Annotated in this window: 13 protein-coding genes; 6 read left to right on the top strand and 7 right to left on the bottom strand. The window is 63.6% G+C overall.

Annotation, left to right across the window (positions count from 1 at the left end):
• Positions 1–238: 238 nt before the first annotated feature.
• The 4 genes from PQQ53_RS27945 to xylA all read right to left on the bottom strand — a co-directional run bounded on the left by PQQ53_RS27945 (position 239) and on the right by xylA (position 5,610).
• Entirely contained in the window at positions 239–1,438 is a 1,200-nt protein-coding gene (locus PQQ53_RS27945) for a sugar ABC transporter permease (RefSeq protein ID WP_408146948.1), read from the bottom strand.
• Entirely contained in the window at positions 1,435–2,994 is a 1,560-nt protein-coding gene (gene xylG / locus PQQ53_RS27940) for a D-xylose ABC transporter ATP-binding protein (protein WP_408146946.1), read from the bottom strand. The genes PQQ53_RS27945 and xylG overlap by 4 nt, the downstream gene beginning before the upstream one ends.
• Before the next feature lie 98 nt (positions 2,995–3,092).
• Entirely contained in the window at positions 3,093–4,121 is a 1,029-nt protein-coding gene (xylF, locus tag PQQ53_RS27935) for a D-xylose ABC transporter substrate-binding protein (RefSeq protein WP_408146944.1), read from the bottom strand.
• Between the two features lie 166 nt (positions 4,122–4,287).
• Positions 4,288–5,610, bottom strand: a complete 1,323-nt coding sequence (xylA, locus tag PQQ53_RS27930; RefSeq protein WP_408327650.1) for a xylose isomerase — start codon at positions 5,608–5,610, stop codon at positions 4,288–4,290.
• A gap of 283 nt (positions 5,611–5,893) precedes the next feature.
• Between xylA and PQQ53_RS27925 the strand changes: the two genes are divergently transcribed.
• The 5 genes from PQQ53_RS27925 to PQQ53_RS27905 all read left to right on the top strand — a co-directional run bounded on the left by PQQ53_RS27925 (position 5,894) and on the right by PQQ53_RS27905 (position 10,993).
• Positions 5,894–7,111 (top strand): XylR family transcriptional regulator, encoded by a 1,218-nt coding sequence (locus PQQ53_RS27925; RefSeq protein WP_408146940.1) that lies wholly within the window; start codon positions 5,894–5,896, stop codon positions 7,109–7,111.
• 32 nt (positions 7,112–7,143) lie between these two features.
• Positions 7,144–8,229, top strand: coding sequence for an aldose epimerase family protein (locus tag PQQ53_RS27920; protein WP_408155753.1), 1,086 nt, complete (start codon positions 7,144–7,146; stop codon positions 8,227–8,229).
• 166 nt (positions 8,230–8,395) lie between these two features.
• Entirely contained in the window at positions 8,396–8,686 is a 291-nt protein-coding gene (locus tag PQQ53_RS27915) for a DUF4148 domain-containing protein (protein WP_408327648.1), read from the top strand.
• A gap of 490 nt (positions 8,687–9,176) precedes the next feature.
• Positions 9,177–10,001, top strand: a complete 825-nt coding sequence (locus tag PQQ53_RS27910) for an isocitrate lyase/PEP mutase family protein (RefSeq protein WP_408327645.1) — start codon at positions 9,177–9,179, stop codon at positions 9,999–10,001.
• Positions 10,002–10,360: 359 nt separating this feature from the next.
• Entirely contained in the window at positions 10,361–10,993 is a 633-nt protein-coding gene (locus PQQ53_RS27905) for a helix-turn-helix domain-containing protein (protein WP_042328876.1), read from the top strand.
• Positions 10,994–11,045: 52 nt separating this feature from the next.
• On the opposite strand, the gene PQQ53_RS27900 is transcribed toward PQQ53_RS27905, so the two are convergent.
• A complete protein-coding gene (locus PQQ53_RS27900; RefSeq protein ID WP_408327642.1) occupies positions 11,046–14,063 on the bottom strand; it encodes an FAD-binding and (Fe-S)-binding domain-containing protein in 3,018 nt (1,005 codons plus the stop codon).
• Between the two features lie 62 nt (positions 14,064–14,125).
• A complete protein-coding gene (locus PQQ53_RS27895; protein ID WP_408327639.1) occupies positions 14,126–15,163 on the bottom strand; it encodes a DUF1338 domain-containing protein in 1,038 nt (345 codons plus the stop codon).
• Between the two features lie 166 nt (positions 15,164–15,329).
• Here PQQ53_RS27895 and PQQ53_RS27890 point away from each other — a divergent pair, with 166 nt between their 5' ends.
• The gene (locus tag PQQ53_RS27890) at positions 15,330–16,262 is read left to right on the top strand and encodes a LysR substrate-binding domain-containing protein (protein WP_408327637.1); all 933 of its coding nucleotides are present in this window, start codon (positions 15,330–15,332) and stop codon (positions 16,260–16,262) included.
• Between the two features lie 31 nt (positions 16,263–16,293).
• On the opposite strand, the gene PQQ53_RS27885 is transcribed toward PQQ53_RS27890, so the two are convergent.
• A complete protein-coding gene (locus PQQ53_RS27885; RefSeq protein WP_408146920.1) occupies positions 16,294–17,424 on the bottom strand; it encodes a 4-hydroxyphenylpyruvate dioxygenase family protein in 1,131 nt (376 codons plus the stop codon).
• Positions 17,425–17,612 lie beyond the last annotated feature (188 nt).

Here is a 17,612-nt window from a genome sequence, read left to right as displayed (position 1 = left end):
AAGGAAGCTGCGAACGCGCGGCTACGCGCGCGGCGGTGTTTCCGCGGAATAGTAATAAGACGGAGCAGCGGACGGGAGACTTAAATTCGCGTGTTCAAGTCGAAGGGGTGCGGGGCGGGGATCAGGCGCTTGATCCAAGGAAGGGGTTAGTCGTGGGGTGTTTCATTAAATACAGGGTGCGTCGGGCGACGCACCCTGTGGGCGCTGCGGTTTCGGTTTCAGCTTCAGCTTCAGCCCATCAGCGCCGGTTCGATCCGGACACGACGTCGATCCACACGGCCAGCACGAGAATGCTGCCCTTGACGATCATCTGCCAGTAGGCGTCGACGTCGAGCATCGACATGCCGTTGTCGAGGCTCGCCATCACCAGTGCGCCGATCAACGCGCCGTACACGGTGCCGGAGCCGCCGCGCATCGACGTGCCGCCGATGAAGCACGCGGCGATCGCATCGAGTTCACCCATCGAGCCCGCCGACGGCGAGCCGGCCGCGAGCCGCGCGGTATTGACGATCCCGGCGAACGCGCACATCAACCCCATTAGCGCGAAGATCGCCAGCTTCACGCGGTTCGTGTTGACGCCCGACAGACGCGTCGCTTCGAGGTTCGAACCGACCGCATAGATGCGCCGGCCGAACACGGTCTGCGTCGCGATCCACGTGAAGACGCCGAGCAGCGCGAGCAGCAGCAGAACCGGCACCGGAATGCCGCCGTAACGATCGAGCGTGGCGACGAAACCCGCGAGAATCGCACCCGCGCCGACCACCTTGACGATGTCCTGCCAGATCGGCACGACCCGCAACTGATAACGCTGACGATTGGCGCGCTGCCGTATCGTCAGAAACGCGAGCAGCACGAACAGCACGACGGCGAGCGTGTCGCCCGCGAGGCGCGGCAAGTAACCCTGGCCGACGAACACGAAACTGTCCGACACCGGGGCGATCGTCGAGCCGCCGGTCACACCGAGCAGAATGCCGCGATACGCGAGCATCCCGCCGAGCCCGACGATGAACGACGGCACGCGCCGGTAGGTGGACCACCAGCCGTTGAACATGCCGACGAGCACGCCGAGCAGCATCACCACCGGCACGGTCACGCCGATCGGCCAGTGCCGGTTGACGTCGAGGATCGCCGCGACGCCACCGAGCAGACCGAGCAGCGAGCCGACCGACAGATCGATTTCACCGGCGATGATCACGAACACCATGCCGCACGCGAGCATGCCGGTGATCGACATCTGCCGCAGCAGGTTCGACAGATTGCGCGGCGTGACGAACGCGCCATGCGTGAGCGTCGAAAAGAAAATCCAGATGATGGCCACGGCGATCAGCAACGCGAGAATCTTGTAGCGCGCGAACAGTTGCTGAATACGCTGCGGGCCGCCGAATGCGCCTCGCGGCGGGGGGTTGTCGGCGCGTTGGGAAGTAACGTCGGGCGTCATGCTGCACTCGCTGCGGTAGGGTTCGTTAATCGCTGCACGGGACGGATCGCGGCACTGAGGATGTCCTCCTGCGTGAGGCCGTCGTTGACGAAGTCGCCGCGCAACTCGCCTTCGCCGATCACCAGCACGCGATCGCTGATGCCGAGCACCTCGGGCATTTCGGACGACACCATCACGATCGACATGCCGCGCTGCGCCAGTTGAAAGATCAGTTTGTAGATTTCATACTTCGCGCCGACGTCGACACCGCGCGTCGGTTCGTCGAGGATCAGCACCTTCGGATCGGTCAGCAGCATGCGCGTGAGCACGGCCTTCTGCTGATTGCCGCCCGACAGGCTCGCGATCGACAGCATCGGATGCGCGGCGCGCACCGACAGCCGCTTCATCTCCGTATGAATCGTGTCGAGTTCGGCGGCGGAGTCGATCCGTCCACCCGAGGCGAACCGCCCGAGCACCGCGAGCGTGATGTTGTGGCCGACGCTCATCCCAGGCACGATCCCGTGGCGTTTGCGGTCTTCCGGCACCATCGCGATGCCGGCGCGAATCGCGTCGTCGGGGGCGCGAATCTTCAGCGGCTTGCCGTCCATCAGCACGCTCGCCTCGCTCACACCGGGATACGCGCCGAAGATCGCCTGCATCAGCTCAGTGCGGCCCGCGCCCACCAGCCCCGCCACGCCGAGAATCTCGCCACGCCGCAGCGCGAACGACACGTCGTTCACCCGCTTGCGGCGCGGATTGGTGACGTCGAAACAGGTGACATTGCGCGCTTCGAAGATCACGTCGCCGATCGGATGCGGCTCGCGCGGAAACAGATTCTTGATCTCGCGGCCCACCATCAGCGAGATGATGCGGTCGGTGGTGAGCGCATGCATCGGTTCCGTCGCGACGTGACGGCCATCGCGGATCACGCTGATCGTGTCGCAAACGGCGGCCACTTCGTCGAGCTTGTGCGAGATATACACGCAGGCAATGCCGCGCCGCTTCAGATCGCGCACGATGTCGAGCAGAATGCTGATTTCCGACGAAGTCAGCGACGACGACGGTTCATCGAGAATCAGCAGCTTCGCGCGTTTGTTCAGCGCCTTCGCGATTTCGATCAACTGCTGATGACCGCCGCCGTAGTTCATCACGGGCTGCGCGGCGTTGATGCCGCTGATACCGAGTTCGCGCAGCAGTTCGTCGGCGCGCTGGTACATCGCGGCATAGTTCATGCGGCCGCCTGGCAGCGTGATCTCGTTGCCGAGAAAGATGTTCTCCGCGACCGACAACTCCGGCACCAGCATCAACTCCTGGTGAATGATGATGATGCCCGCGCGTTCGGTGTCGCGTACGCCGGTGGCCTTCAGCGGCGCGCCTTCCCAGGTTATTTCGCCATCCCAGGTACCGTGCGGGTACACACCGGACAGCACTTTCATCAGGGTCGATTTGCCGGCGCCGTTTTCGCCGCACAAGCCGACGCATTCGCCCGGCGAGACCGTCAGGTCGATGCCGTCGAGCGCTTTCACGCCCGAAAAAGCTTTGACGATGCCGCGCATCGTCAGTAGAGGTTGCGTCATTCGCTATTGCCTCGCTGCAAGTTGGGCCGGTGCTCGACCACGCCCCCCGGCGCCATGGCCCGGGAAGCGTGGCAATCACACCGCGCCCGTCTTCCGTCTTATTGGCTCGCGAGCTGCGCCTGCGTGTAGAAGCCATCCGTCACGACGAGGTTGACATTGGCCTTCGTCAGCTTGGTCGGCTGCAGCAGGACCGTATCGATCTTCTTCTTGCCGTTGTCGTATTGCGCGTTGAACGCCGGCTTGTCGCCCTTCGCCAGCGCCACCGAGAGCTTCGCCGCTTCGCCCGCGATCAGTTTGAGCGGCTTGTAGACCGTCATCGTCTGCGTGCCGGCCATCACGCGCTTGACCGCTGCGAGGTCGGCGTCCTGGCCCGAGATCGGTACCTTGCCCGCGAGGTTCTGCGCGGCCAGCGCCTGGATCGCCCCGCCGGCGGTGCCGTCATTCGAAGCGACCACCGCGTCGATCTTGTTGTTGTTCGCCGTCAGCGCATCTTCCATGATGCGCAGCGCAGTCGATGCGCTCCACTCCGGCACCCACTGCTGGCCGACCACCTTGATCTCGCCCTTGTCGATGGCGGGCTTGAGCACCTTCAGCTGGCCGGCGCGCAGCATCTTCGCGTTGTTGTCGGTCGGCGCGCCGCCGAGCAGGAAGTAGTTACCCTTCGGCCGCACGTCATAAACGCCCTGGGCCTGCATTTCGCCGACCTTCTCGTTGTCGAACGAGATGTAAGCGTCGATATCGGCATCGAGAATCAGGCGGTCATACGACACGACCTTGATGCCCGCCTTCCTCGCTTCGGCAACCACGTTGCCGAGCGTCTTCGAATTGAACGGCACAATTACGATCACGTCCACACCGCGCGAGATCAGATTTTCGATCTGCGAGATCTGGCGTTCTTCGCTCGCGTCGGCGGATTGCACCGAGACTTTCGCGCCGAGCTTTTCCGCTGCGGCGACGAAATAGTCACGATCGCGCGACCAGCGCTCGACGCGCAGATCGTCGATACAGAAGCCGATTTCCGGATGATCCTTGCTGGCGTGCGCGAGCGGCGCGGCGAGCGACAGGCTGGCGAGTACGGCTCCACACACGAGCGAACTCAGGACATTACGACGTGTTTTGAATTGCATGACTGTCTCCTATTTTGATAACCGGAATACCGGATTGGCCGGCTTGCGCTGCGAGCGACAAGACCGGACAAGCGTCAACCCAAAGCTTCCTGTTTCACGCAGTCGACGTGGCCGCGTGATTTTTTATGTGATGCCTCTGCTTCTATTGCTCACACTCTGATGCGTTTCAGCGTCCGCTATAAATCGCCTGATTCACGATGTTTTCCATCCGCTCCTGCTGACCGCTCGCATGCTGCGGGTTCAGGTCGCGCGCCAGCGCATCCGTGGCGAGCGTCGCCAAGGAATAATCCCCAGAGAGAATCTTGCGGCCCAGTTCCGCGTCCCAGCCCGCGTAGCGCCGCCGCTTGAACTGTTCGAGCCGATCGTTTTCGATCAGCACCGCCGCGCGTTCGACCGCGAGCGCGAGGTTGTCGATCGCACCGATGTGGCCGTAGAACAGATCTTCGGGATCGACGCTTTGGCGCCGCACTTTCGAATCGAAGTTCATGCCGCCGGTCGTAAAGCCGCCGTGCCGGAGAATCTCGTAGAACGCGAGCGTCAGTTCCTCGACGTTATTCGGAAACTGATCGGTATCCCAGCCGTTTTGCGGATCGCCGCGATTCGCGTCGACACTGCCGAAAATACCCAACGCATAGGCGGTAGCGATCTCGTGATGAAACGAATGGCCCGCGAGCGTCGCGTGATTGGCCTCGATGTTCACGCGAATGTCCTTTTCCAGCCCATATTGCAGCAGGAAACCATGCACGGTCGCGACGTCGTAATCGTATTGATGCTTGGTCGGCTCCTGCGGCTTCGGTTCGATCAGCAGCGAGCCCTTGAAGCCGATCTTGTGCGCATGATCGACCACCATGCGCAGGAAGCGCGCGAGTTGTTCGCGTTCGCGCATGAGGTCGGTATTGAGCAGCGTGTCGTAGCCTTCGCGGCCGCCCCACAGTACGTAATTCTCACCGCCGAGCCGTTGCGTCGCGTCGAGCGCGTGGCGCACCTGGGTTGCGGCAAACGCGAAGATGTCCGGGTTGGGACTCGTCGCCGCGCCCGCCGCGTAACGTGGATGCGAGAACAGATTGGCCGTGCCCCACAGCAGTTTGATGCCGGTATCCTGCTGCTTGCGCGCCAGATAGTCGGTGACGCGCTGGAAGTTCTCGCTGTATTCCTTCAGACTCGCCCCTTCGGGCGCAACGTCGGTATCGTGAAACGTGTAGTACGGCGTGCCGAGCTTCGAGAAGAACTCGAACGCGGCGTCGGCCTTTTGCAGCGCGCGCTCCATTGCGTCGCCGGCTTGCTGCCACGGACGCCTGAAGGTGCCCTGCCCGAAAATGTCGACGCCGGGCCAGACGAAGGTATGCCAGTAGCACACCGCGAGGCGCAGATGTTCTTCGAGCGTCTTGCCGAGCACCCGTTTGCTTTTGTCGTAATGGCGGTATGCAAGCGGGTTGTCCGATTGCGGCCCTTCATAGCGGATCTCGGGGATGTGTTCGAAGTAAGACATCGGCGTCTCCAGTTTTATGTTGCACCGCAACCCGAAACCGCCGCCATGCCGGTCGACCAGGGTGACGCCATGCTGCCGCGTGCGCGATGCATCGGCAATTGCGAAATTGCGCAGCGCGCTTGATGTTTCTTACCGCCCGCGCGTTTGTTTCGCACCGGCGCACGATTCGCGGCCTAGAATAACCGGACGCTTAAAAAAGGCGCTGTCTTTAGTGCACACTCAAGCGCCCGCTAAACAGGAGACAAAGGCCGTGGGTTAGACGATCCGCGCGCCGCTCATCGCCATGCCCCGTCCGCAAACACCACAGACGTCCCATCGGATCGCGCTGCTGTTCAACGCGAACAAGGTCTACGACCGTGAGATCATCACCGGTATCGGCAACTACCTGCTGTCGACGCGGGTGGCGTGGGATCTCTTCCTCGAAGAAGATTTTCGCTGCCGGCTGACCGGCATCGAGCGCTTCGACGGCGACGGCATCATCGCCGATTTCGACGACCCCGCCGTGGGCGAAGCGCTGCGCGATTGTCCGCTGCCGGTGGTCGCGGTCGGCTCGTCGTTCGAAGATCCGGCGCATTACCCTCCGGACTTACCCTATATCGCGACCGACAACAGCAAGCTCGTGTCGCTCGCCTATACGCATCTGATCGGCTCGGGCCTCGAACATTTCGCGCTGTACAGCTTGCCGCAAGCGCAAGAAAACCGCTGGGCGCAGCAGCGTGAACTCGCGTTCGCTCATTTGCGCCGCGCCGACGGACGCAGCGCCGCGCAGATCGACAGCGAGGTCTATCGCGGCCTGTCGACCAGCGCGCCGTCGTGGAATCAGGCGACCGAGCAACTCACCGCATGGCTGCGGCAACTGCCGAAGCCGGTCGGCATCATCGCCGTGACCGATGCGCGCGCGCGGCATCTGCTGCAAGCGTGTCTGATCGCAGGCATTCCGGTGCCCGAGGAAGTGGCGATCATCGGCATCGACAATGATCCGCTGACGCGCACATTGACGCGTATTCCACTCTCCTCCGTGATTCAGGGCACCGAAGAAATGGGCCGCACCGCCGCGCACCTGTTGCATCAGATGCTGCACGGCGCGCGTTTTCCGGGGCGGCGCATTCTCGTGCCGCCGGTCGGCATCAACGTGCTCGAATCGACGGGGCATCAGCCGCTCGCGAGTCCGTATGTGATGCGCGCGCGGCACTTCATCCGCCAGTACGCGTGCCAGGGGATTCGCACCGAACAGGTGGCCGACTATGTGGGCGTGTCGCGCTCGTCGCTCGAAGAGTACTTCCGGCGCGAACGCAAGTGCACCGTGCATCAGGAAATCCTGCGCCATAAGCTCGATGTGGCGAAGGCGCTGCTGGCCAAACGCGACGCGTCCAGCGCGGAAGTGGCGATTCGTTGCGGCTTCACGTCGCTGCAATACATGTACGCGGTATTTCGTCGTGAACTCGGCTGTACGCCGCGCGAATACCAGGAGCGCGCGAATTCGACAGCCGCGCCCGGCTGAGCATGCCTTTACTCTTTACTTCCACCGACGACATGATCAGCATCGCACAACTTTCTTCCGAGCCATGGGGCACCCTGCAGGGCGGCGATCGGGTCCGGCTTTATACGCTGCGTAATGCGCACGGTATGAAAGTCGCCATTAGCGACCTCGGTGCGACGCTGGTCTCGTGGCATGCCCCGGATCGCGCCGGACGTCTCGGCGATATTCTGCTCGGTCACGACACACCCGCCGAATACGTTGCAGCCACGACTTATATGGGCGGCCTGATTGGCCGCTGGGCGAACCGCATCGCCGATGCGCGCTTCACGCTCGACGGTATCGAGTACACGCTCGACCGCAACGAAGGCGCGAACCTGCTGCATGGCGGCAGCGTGGGTTTTCATCGCGCGCTGTGGGACGTGAGCGAAGACAATGGCGCGCTGCTGATGCGACTGGAGTCGCCGGAAGGCGATGCCGGTTTTCCGGGCAACGTCACCACGCAAGTGCGCTATTCGCTCGACGACGACGGCACATTGACCATCGAATACGAAGCGATCACCGATGCGCCGACGCCGCTCAATCTGACGAGTCATCCGTACTTCAATCTGACGGGCAAGCCGGGTACCGACATTCGCGGCCACGTGTTGTCGATCGATGCCGAGCAGTTCTTCGAAGTCGACGCCGGAATGATTCCGTGCAAGCTCGCCGAGGTTGCGGGCAACGCCTTCGACTTCCGGCAAAGCGCGCCGATCGGCGGGCGCCTCGACTGGCCGCACGCGCAACTCGCGAGGGCGGGTGGCTTCGATCATTGCTACGTGCTGCGCGATACATCCGGCGCCGAGGCGAGCGAAGGCGCGCCGCCGCTGCGTCAGGTAGCCTGCGCATACGACCCTGGCAGCGGACGCGAATTGACCGTGTCGACCGATCAGCGCGGCTTACAGTTCTATACCGGCAACTTTCTGAATGGCGACGTCGGACGCGGTGGTGTCAGGTATCAACGTCATGCGGGACTGTGTCTCGAAGCAGGCGGCTTTCCGAATCAGGTCAATATGGCCGGCCAGGACGAGGTGATCGTGCAGGCCGGCGATACTTACAGGCAAGTAACTGCGTATCGGGTCGATGTGCGCAAGGGCGTATGACGGGTTTTCTTGCCTCTTACACGGGACATTACAGCGCCCCGACTTATTGTTTGATGCAATACTGAATTAACACCCTGGTGGTTTCCGCTGGATTAATTGCTTCCTAGACTCCGTTAATGGTGCCGAAAATCTCGGTGCCGGATAAACAGTCCCGGAGGGAAGCATCATGAAATCGCTAGTCACAGCAGTGGCGGTGTTAGTTGTCCTTGCTGCGCCGGCGGCCTCGTTCGCTCAATCCGAACAGCCGCTCACGCGTGCGGAGGTCAAGGCGCAACTCAAGCAGATCGAGCAGGCGGGATACCAGCCGGGCAAGTCCACCGATTCCAGCTATCCCGCCGATATTCAGGCAGCCGAAGCGCGTGTCGCCGCGCAGAATGCAGCGGCTCGGGCCGATGCGACCGGCTATGGGACAACGGCGACGGGGTCGTCGCAAGCGGGGGGAAGTGTGGGGCAGTGATCGAGCATTACTGCTCCTCGTTCGCCGTGCGAAGCGGGTCATGTTTTTTAACGCGTGATCCGCTTTCGTGTTTCTTGTGTATCGCACGGCGAATGGAGTGAGAGCGCTTCGTTATTCGTCATTCCGTCATCTACTCATTGCTTGCGTGTTGTCGCATCGCATCGCGAGGCGCGCCGACATAGCGTCCTTCGCTAGGCCCGCGAATACGGGCGTGCCGCCTTACTTCCCTCGTTAGCCCCAGCCTGTTCTCCAGTCACGCCTATCACCGCGAGCCGTGACAGCGGTAGCATTTGCCTGAGCACTGAGGCAAGCGCGCACAACAATGTCCACAAAGTCCACGCTGCAAATAAGTCCGCGCGGCCGGATTCAGCAATGCGACCATCGTCGACGTCATCAAGTCGAGCGCACAGTAATAGACTTCCTAGTGGTCAATCCCGAAGTGCCTCGATCGATACGGGAGCTACGGCTTCCCATTTCCTGGAGACTCACCATGCCCCGCACCCTCGCCGAGAAACGCGCCGCCTTTCGTGCCCTGCACACGTCCGGCTGTTTCGTGCTGCCCAATCCGTGGGATGCGGGCAGCGCCCGCTATCTGCAAACGCTGGGCTTTCAGGCGCTCGCCACCACGAGCTCCGGTTTCGCATGGTCCACCGCGCACGCCGACAACACGCTGCCTCGCGACGCGGTCCTCGCGCACTTGCGCGAGATCGTCGAAGCGACAGATCTGCCCGTCAACGCGGACTTCGAGAACGGCTTCGGCCGTGATCCGGCTGACGTCGCCGAAAGCGTCAGGCTGGCGGTCGAAACCGGCGTGGCGGGCCTGTCCATCGAAGACTCGACCGGCGATCCCGCCGCGGCGCTGTTCCCGATCGACGTCGCGGTACAGCGAATCAGCGCGGCACGGCGCGCGATCGACGAAACGGGCGGCGATACCTTGCTGATCGGCCGCGCGGAGAACTTCTTCGCCGGCCAGCCCGACCTCGACGACGCCATCGCGCGTCTCAAGGCCTATGCCGCGGCCGGCGCCGACTGCCTGTACGCGCCGGGCATTCAGACACGCGAGCAGATCGAGGCGGTAGTCGCCGCCGTGGCGCCGAAACCCGTCAACCTGCTGATCGGCTCGACGTCGAATTTCACGCTGCAGGACGTGGCCGCGCTCGGCGTGCGGCGCATCAGCGTCGGCGGCGCGCTAGCCCGCGCGGCATGGGGCGGCTTCATGCACGCCGCGCAAGCGTTGGCCGACGGCCGCTTCGACGGCTTTGCGGGTGCGGCATCCGGCGCGCAACTCAACGAACTGTTCAGCAAAGGGGCTTGAGGTCCGATAGCCAAGTCTCTGTCGAGCCAAGCCGGCAACTGGAAAGCCCTTCCGCTTTCCAGTGCTTGAGCGCGCTACCGGCGCAGTGGTCGATATACCGATCGAAGCAGCCGGCAAGCGCGCGGTCTACCGCACAAAAGTCTCCATGGTTTCCAATGAGAAAAGCGCGTGCGCATGTGTACTGCTGCGCGCCCTTCTCCGCCCATTGTCGGCAGCGCCTATGCGCAGGCCCTCGAAGCTTCCCGACAACCCGCCGCACCGATCACCCCGCCCCGCCAATTCCGCCCCTCACGCCAAATGTTATTATCGGAAACACAACCCGCCATCGTGAAGCGCGTACCCGAAAAAGCAGCAGCCCCATGGATACCCATCTCAGCAAACCCGCCGACCCGTCAACCACCGACCTCGGCCGGCGCGTGCGCGCCGCCCGTCAGGCGCAGGACCTGACGCTGGAAACCGCGAGCCGCCTGTGCGGCGTCTCCCGCTCGACGCTCTCCAAAGTCGAAAACGGCCTGATGTCCCCCACATTCGACGTGCTGCAGAAAATCGTCCTCGGGCTGAAGATCGAAATCGGCGAGCTGTTCGGCTCCACGCCGAAGGTGAGCGCCAGCGGCCGCCGCGCGCTGACCCGCAAGAACGAAGGCCAGCGCCACGCGTACCGTGGTTATCAGATGGAGTTGCTCGCCACCGACCTCGCGCACAAAGCGATGTTGCCGTTTCGCATCCGCATTTCCGCACACACGCTCGACGCGTTCGACGACTGGGGCCGCCACGAAGGCGAAGAATTCCTTTACGTGATCAGCGGCAGCGTGTGCCTCTATTCGGAGCTCTACGCGCCGACGCATCTGAACGCCGGAGACAGTCTGTACTTCGACAGCCGCACCGGTCACGCGGCAGTCTCCACCAGCGAAGAAGACGCCGAGGTATTGTGGATGGCGACCAGCGCGGACATCCCGCAAACACCGGTCACCATCGAATCGACGAAGAAATAGTTCGGGCGCACGCGCGCCGCCTGGATGCGCCCTCGCGTGCCTATGCTGCCGATCAAACCAGGTGCGCCGCCAACGCCCGCTGCGCGAGTTGCGCGATATGCAGCGCGTGATGCCCTGTCCCCTGCTCGATCTGCTCACGGCAACTGAAGCCGTTGGTCAGCACGATCGTCTCGTGATTCGCCGCGGCCGCCTCACGCACTGCCGGAAACAGCTTGTCTTCGCCGATCTTCTGCGACAACGCATGATGCTCCACGTTGAAGCCGAACGATCCGGCCATGCCACAGCATCCCGTGTCGAGCAGCTTCCATTTCACACCGAGCTTGTTCAGTAGCGCGGTATCGCCTTGCATGCCGAACAGCGCCTTCTGATGACAATGCCCATGGACGATCACGTCGGCGGCAAGCGTCGGCCAGTCGAACGGCTGGCGCGCGACGAAATCGGAGAACAGAAAAGTTTGCGCCGACAGTTGCTTCGCCAACGCGTGATCGGGCAGTTGCTTCAGTAGTTCGTCCTTGAATACCGACAGACAACCCGGTTCGAGACCGACCAGCGGCACACCGGCGGCGATATCGTCCGCAAGGTCGTCGAGCATGTGCGTGAGCAGTTCGCGGGCGCGTTCGAGCAGACCGAAGTCGTACAGCGGTCGTCCACAGCACAGGCGGTTCTTCGGCAGCACGACGTGCCAGCCCAATTGTTCGAGTACATCGGCGGCGGCTTGCGCGACTTCGGGCGTGAAATGATCGTTGAACGTATCCACCCAGAGGATGACTTTCTTCGCGCCATCGCGAACGTCATGCGCAGATTGCGGAGCGCGCCGCGCGATCTGTCGATACGTGGTCCCGGCAAACTGCGGCAACTCGCGCGCTTGCGCCACACCGGCGACCCATTTGCCGACCGTAGACAGACCCGGCGCCGTCGTCATGAAGTTCGTCAGGCGAGCAAAGCGCGCCGCCCACGGCGCCCATTCGCCGATCCGTCCCATGAACAGGGCCTGACGCGGCCGACGATTGCTCTCGTAGTAATGCGAAAGAAATTCCGCCTTGTACGAAGCCATGTCCGTATGCGTGGGGCAATCCGATTTGCAGCCCTTGCACGCGAGGCAGGTGTCGAGCGCATCTTTCACTTCGCGGCTTTGCCAGCCGTCTGCGATCACATCGCCTTGCAGCATCTCCCAGAACAGATGCGCCCGGCCACGCGTCGAATACTTCTCCTCGCGCGTCGCGCGATAACTCGGGCACATCGTGCCGCCGTCGAGCGAGCGGCACTTGCCCATGCCGATACATCGCTCGATCGCGCGCTGGAAGCCTTCGCCTTCCGGACTGGCGAACGTGAGCTTCGTTTGCAGCGTCACCGGTTTGTAGGCCGGGCCCATCCGCAGGTTTTCGTCGGCGCGATACGCGTGCACCACCTTGCCTGGATTCAGACGGTTGGCTGGGTCCCAGATCGCCTTGAACTGCTCCATGGCCTGCATCAGTTCAGGGCCGTACATGATCGGCAGGAACTCGGCCTTGGCCTGGCCGTCGCCGTGTTCGCCCGACAACGAGCCACCGAACGCCACCACCAGTTCCGCCGCCTCGCGCAGGAACTCGCGCCATGTCGATACGCCTTGTGCGCTGCGCAGATCGAAGGTGATGCGCGCGTGCACGCAGCCGTCGCCGAAATGGCCGTAGAGACTCGTCTCGTAGCCGTATCGATCCACTAATGCCTGGAACGCGCGCAGATAATCGCCGAGGCGCAGCGGGTCGACCGCCGCATCTTCCCAGCCGACCACTGGATCGGGCGCGCCCGCATCGACCGACAACGCCACCGCCGACGCGCCCGTCTCGCGGATCGACCACACCTTCGCCTGCAACGCACGGTCTTCGACCAGCAGCGCCGACACGTTCGGCCCCGCGGCGCCCGACGAGAAATAGGCGGCAGCCGCCTGCGCGCCGCGCAGCACTGCCTCCTGCGTATCCGCGCCGAATTCGAGCACGACCCAGGCATCGCCTGGCGGCAGCAATGCGATCTCGTCCTTCTTCAAACCGCGCGCCTGCAAGCCGCGAATGATCGCGCGGTCGAGACCTTCGATCGCGATCGGCCCGCAGCGCATGAAATGCGGCACGGCATCCGCCGCCGTGTAGATGTCCGTGAAGCCGACCACGACGATCACGCGCTTCGCCGGACTTTTCACGAGCCGCACTTTCGCCTGCAACGTCACCGCGCACGTGCCCTCCGTGCCGACCAGCGCACGCGCGACGTTAAAGCCGTTTTCCGGCAGCAGTTGATCGAGATTGAAGCCCGACACGCGCCGTTTGATCTGCGGGAATCTCGCGCGAATCTGCGCGGCGTACGTGTCGCGCAAGCGCTTGAGCGCGGCGTAGATTTCGCCCTGACGGCCGCCCGCCGCGATGATACGTTCGAGTTCGTCATCGGATGTCGGGCCGACCCAGAAGCGTGCGCCGTCGAAGGTCGCGATTTCCAGCGCCTCGACGTTTTCGACGGTCTTGCCGGCCATCACCGAATGCGCGCCGCACGAGTTGTTGGCGATCATGCCGCCGAGCGTGCAGCGGCTGTGCGTCGCCGGATCGGGGGCGAACGTGAGGCCGTGCTGTTCGGCGGCATCGCGCAACGTATCGCACACCACGCCGGGCTCGACGATCGCCACCCGCGCGACAGGATCGACCGACACGACGCGGTTCACATACTTGCTCGCGTCGGCCACGACCGCGACATTCACGCATTGGCCGTTTTGCGACGTGCCGCCGCCGCGTGCGAGAAACGGCACGTCGTTGCGGCGGCACGCGGCGAGCGTGGCGAGCAGATCGTCGACATCCTTCGGCACGACGACGGCGAGCGGAATCTGCCGATAGTTCGACGCATCGGACGCATACAGCGCTTTGGAGCCCTGATCGAAACGTACTTCGCCACGCACATGCCGGCGCAAGTCGCTCTCTAGCGTCTGCATCACGGCGGCGGTGCCCGTGAACGGCCTGGCGACGCGCCGCTCGCCCGACGCGCCCGACACGATCGATGCATGCGGATCGCCCGGCTCCTTCACGCCCTGTTCTTCATCCAATGACGTTCCCACTGCGTTCCTCGTCTCCGCTGCCGCCAGCCCACCACTCGCCCGCCCGTTCTGCCGCCGGGCGCTCAGGCGGCCTGGCTCGCGGTCATCTTGAAGATACCCTGTGCGTTGCCCGCGTCGAAACGCAGGTCCGTTTCCCAGCGGCGCGCGTCCTGATCGAAACTCCGTTTGCGCGTGATGAATTCGTAGAACGAGCCCGGCACTTCACGCGTCACGATGCCGCCCTCAACCGTGCGGAATTCGCGCCGCACCCTGTCCGCGCGATACGCGGTCTGGAACACGCGGCCCGAACGCGAGCGCTCGACTTCCGGCTTCATCGGACGACCCTTGGCCTTCTCGTCGTCGGAGAGTTTGAAGACGTCCTCGACGCGATCGGTCGCGTGATTGAACGCGTTGCCTTCGGTTGCAATCCACGCCATTTCCGCCGACTCCTTCAACAATACTTCGTAATCGGCTTCGCATGGCGTCTCGTGCTGGCGCGCGAACGCACCGACGATCACCGGCAGCAATTCATGCGCCACGTCGAGCGGCAACACGCCGTCGCGTTCGAGTTCCCACAACTGCCCGGCCGCGCGCGGCGTCAACGGATCGCGCGACGCGCCGATCACCTTCGTCACCACCTGCTGAAACGTCGCCGAGAAACGCGCCGGATGCAATTCGCTGACGAAGAATTGTGCGATCTCGTCGGGCGCGTCGTCATGCGCCCACGCGCGGCCGGTCATGCCGAGACGATCGAGCGGATAGCGGCCATTGATGCTGAAGCCGAGCGGCCGCAGAATGCGCGCGAACGCCGCTTCGCCGGGCGGCAGCGCGCCGCTGTGCGGCCAGCGCACCGTGCGCAGCGCGCCGTGGTCGAAGTACACGCTGCCACCGGCGGCAAGCGTCTCTTCGGTGTACTGGCGGCCGTTCGCCGAGCGCGCCAGCAGGTCCTCGAAAAGCGCCATGTTCATCGCCTGAGCGAGTTCCGCGCGCGTGACGCTGCCGTCGTTCCATTCGTCGAGGATGCGCGGATGGTTGAGCGTCGCGAAGAGCCGCGCGGTCTTGTCGGCGCCCAGCAGTTTCAGCAGCAGTTGTTCGACATTCGCATTCTTGATGTTTCGCATATCGGTTCTCCACGTAGCGCTTCGCGCGCTCGCCCAAGCCTCTACGGAATCCGTCGGCACAGGCGCAAAAAGGCGGCACGGCATTCTGAAGGCGAGATTATTCAAAATCCGCCGGGGCACCGTAAAGCGAGATAAAATCGCCACTTGATGCGTTTTTGGAATCAACGTGCGAAAGTTCAAGATCCCCAACATGGGCGCGCTGCTTGCTTTCGAAGCCGCCGCGCGGCACGAAAGCTTCACGCATGCGGCGCGCGAGCTGTTTCTTACCGAAAGCGCTGTGTCACGGCAGATCAATACGTTGGAGAGCAATCTTGGCGTGCGGCTGTTCGTGCGCGTCAAACAGCGCGTGGTGCTGACGAAAGCGGGCAAGGTGTATGGCGCGCAGGTGCGGCGCTCGCTGGAACAGCTCGACCGCGACACGTTGTCGATCATCGCGCATGGCAGCGGCGGCGGTTATCTGGAACTGGCCGTGCTGCCGACATTCGCATCGCAATGGCTGATTCCGCGGCTCGCGGCATTCAATACGCAGTACCCGGATGTGCGCGTGAACATGGGCGTGCGCACCGGCACGTTCCCGTTCGCCAAAACCCATTTCGAAGCGGCGATTCACTACGGCAAGCCGACCTGGCCGGGCACGTCGGCGGATTTTCTGTTCTGCGAGGAAGTGGTGCCGGTGTGCGCGGCGAGTCTGCTGAAGCGGCCCGTGCGGCACGCCGCCGACCTGCTGGACTATCCGCTGCTGCACTCCACCACGCGGCCGGATGGCTGGGCGGCATGGTTCGCGAGCCTGGAGGTCGACGACAACCGGACCATGCAGGGCGTGCGTTACGAACTCCACACGATGTTGATCAGCGCCGCCGCGGCCGGTCTCGGCATCGCGCTGGTGCCGCGCTTTTTCGTCGATACGCAGCTCGAGCAGCTTGGGCTCGTGATACCGCTCGACACGCCGGCGGTCGCGGACTCGGCGTACTACCTCGTCTATCCCACCGAACTCAGCCACGGCAAGCCGCTCGCGAGTTTCCGCGAATGGCTGTTGCAGGAAGCCGCGTCCTACAGCGCAATCTATCCCGAGTTGGCGGGCAAGCCCGATACCGATTAAGCGGGCAGGCGCCCGCGCAGGCGGCCGGGTATCAGGCGCCGGCTTCGCGTGCCTGCGCGAGCGCGCTCAGATTGCCTTCGCCGAAACCGTGATGCCCTTGGCGCTGCACGATCTCGAAGAAGATCTCGCCGGTGCGGCGGCGCACGAAGGTCTGAAAAAACAGCAGCGGCACGCCGTCGGCGCCGATCTCGCCATCCACCAGCACATGCGTGCACTTGAGCCGCTCGACGTCGAGCCCGTGGCCCGGCAGACGCGCGTCGAGTTGATCGTAATAGCGCGGCGGCGGTTCGACGAACTCGACGCCGTTCGCGAGCAGTTGCTCGACGCACGCGAAGATATCGTCGGTGGCGAGCGCGATATGTTGCACGCCTTCGCCCGGATGGTCCGGTAAATACTCGTGCATCAGATTGGTTCGGCGCGTGCCCTCTTCATACAGCGGCACGCGGATCGCGCCGCACGGCGACACCATCACGCGCGATTCGGCCGACACGTGCCAGTTCGCGTGCAACTCGTGAATCTCGCGGAAGTTGAGCAGGTCGCGATAGAAGTCGAGCCATTCCTGCATCCGGCCTTCACCGACCGTTTGCGTCAGGTGGTCGACCGCGACGAGGCCGATGCCCGTATGGCTCAGATCGGCGTGCGCCGTGTCGATCTCGATGGGCCGGAAGTCGATGTCGAAGATCGAGATGTCGCCGAGACCGCCGCGCTGGCCGCCGCGCCCGCGCCAGCGGTCGACGAAATAGATGTGCGAGTCGCCGATGCCCTGGATCGCCGGAATCAGCAATTCGCCCGCGCCGATCTTCTCGCCTTCGAACGCCCAGGCGCCGAGTTCGATCGCGCGATCGAAGGCGCGCTGCGCGTCGGCCACGCGAATGCCGATCGCGCAGATGCCCGCGCCGTACTCCTCGGCGTAGCGCGCGGCAAACGAATCGGGCTCCGCGTTGATCAGGAAATGCATCTCACCTTGCCGATACAGCGTGACGTCCTTGCTGATATGCCGCGCGATCGCCTTGAAGCCGAGTTTGGTGAAGGTATCGCCGAGCGCTCGCGGGTCGCGCGCGGCGAACTCCACGAATTCGAGGCCGGCGGTGCCGAGCGGATTGTGCTCAGGCGCCGACACGGCGCGCAGCGCGGCGTCTGGAGTGGGCAAGTCGCTGGGCATGTCAATCTCCTTGTACAGTCTTTCGACGCTGTGTCCGGTGTTTCTGAGGTTCGGTGCAAACCGCCGGCTATCAGGGGCGGGTAGCCGCAGGGCGGCGCCCGCTGCATGGTGTACTGCGGCACACGCGGCTCCGGCGGCGTTTGCACCGTGTTTGTACACCGGTTGGCGGCGCGTTCGCAACCTTCATT

Source organism: Paraburkholderia strydomiana, from assembly GCF_046030495.1.
Lineage (GTDB): Bacteria > Pseudomonadota > Gammaproteobacteria > Burkholderiales > Burkholderiaceae > Paraburkholderia > Paraburkholderia strydomiana_A.
The sequence above is the reverse complement of the archived record's forward strand: the minus strand, read 5'-3'. Positions and strand labels throughout refer to the sequence as shown.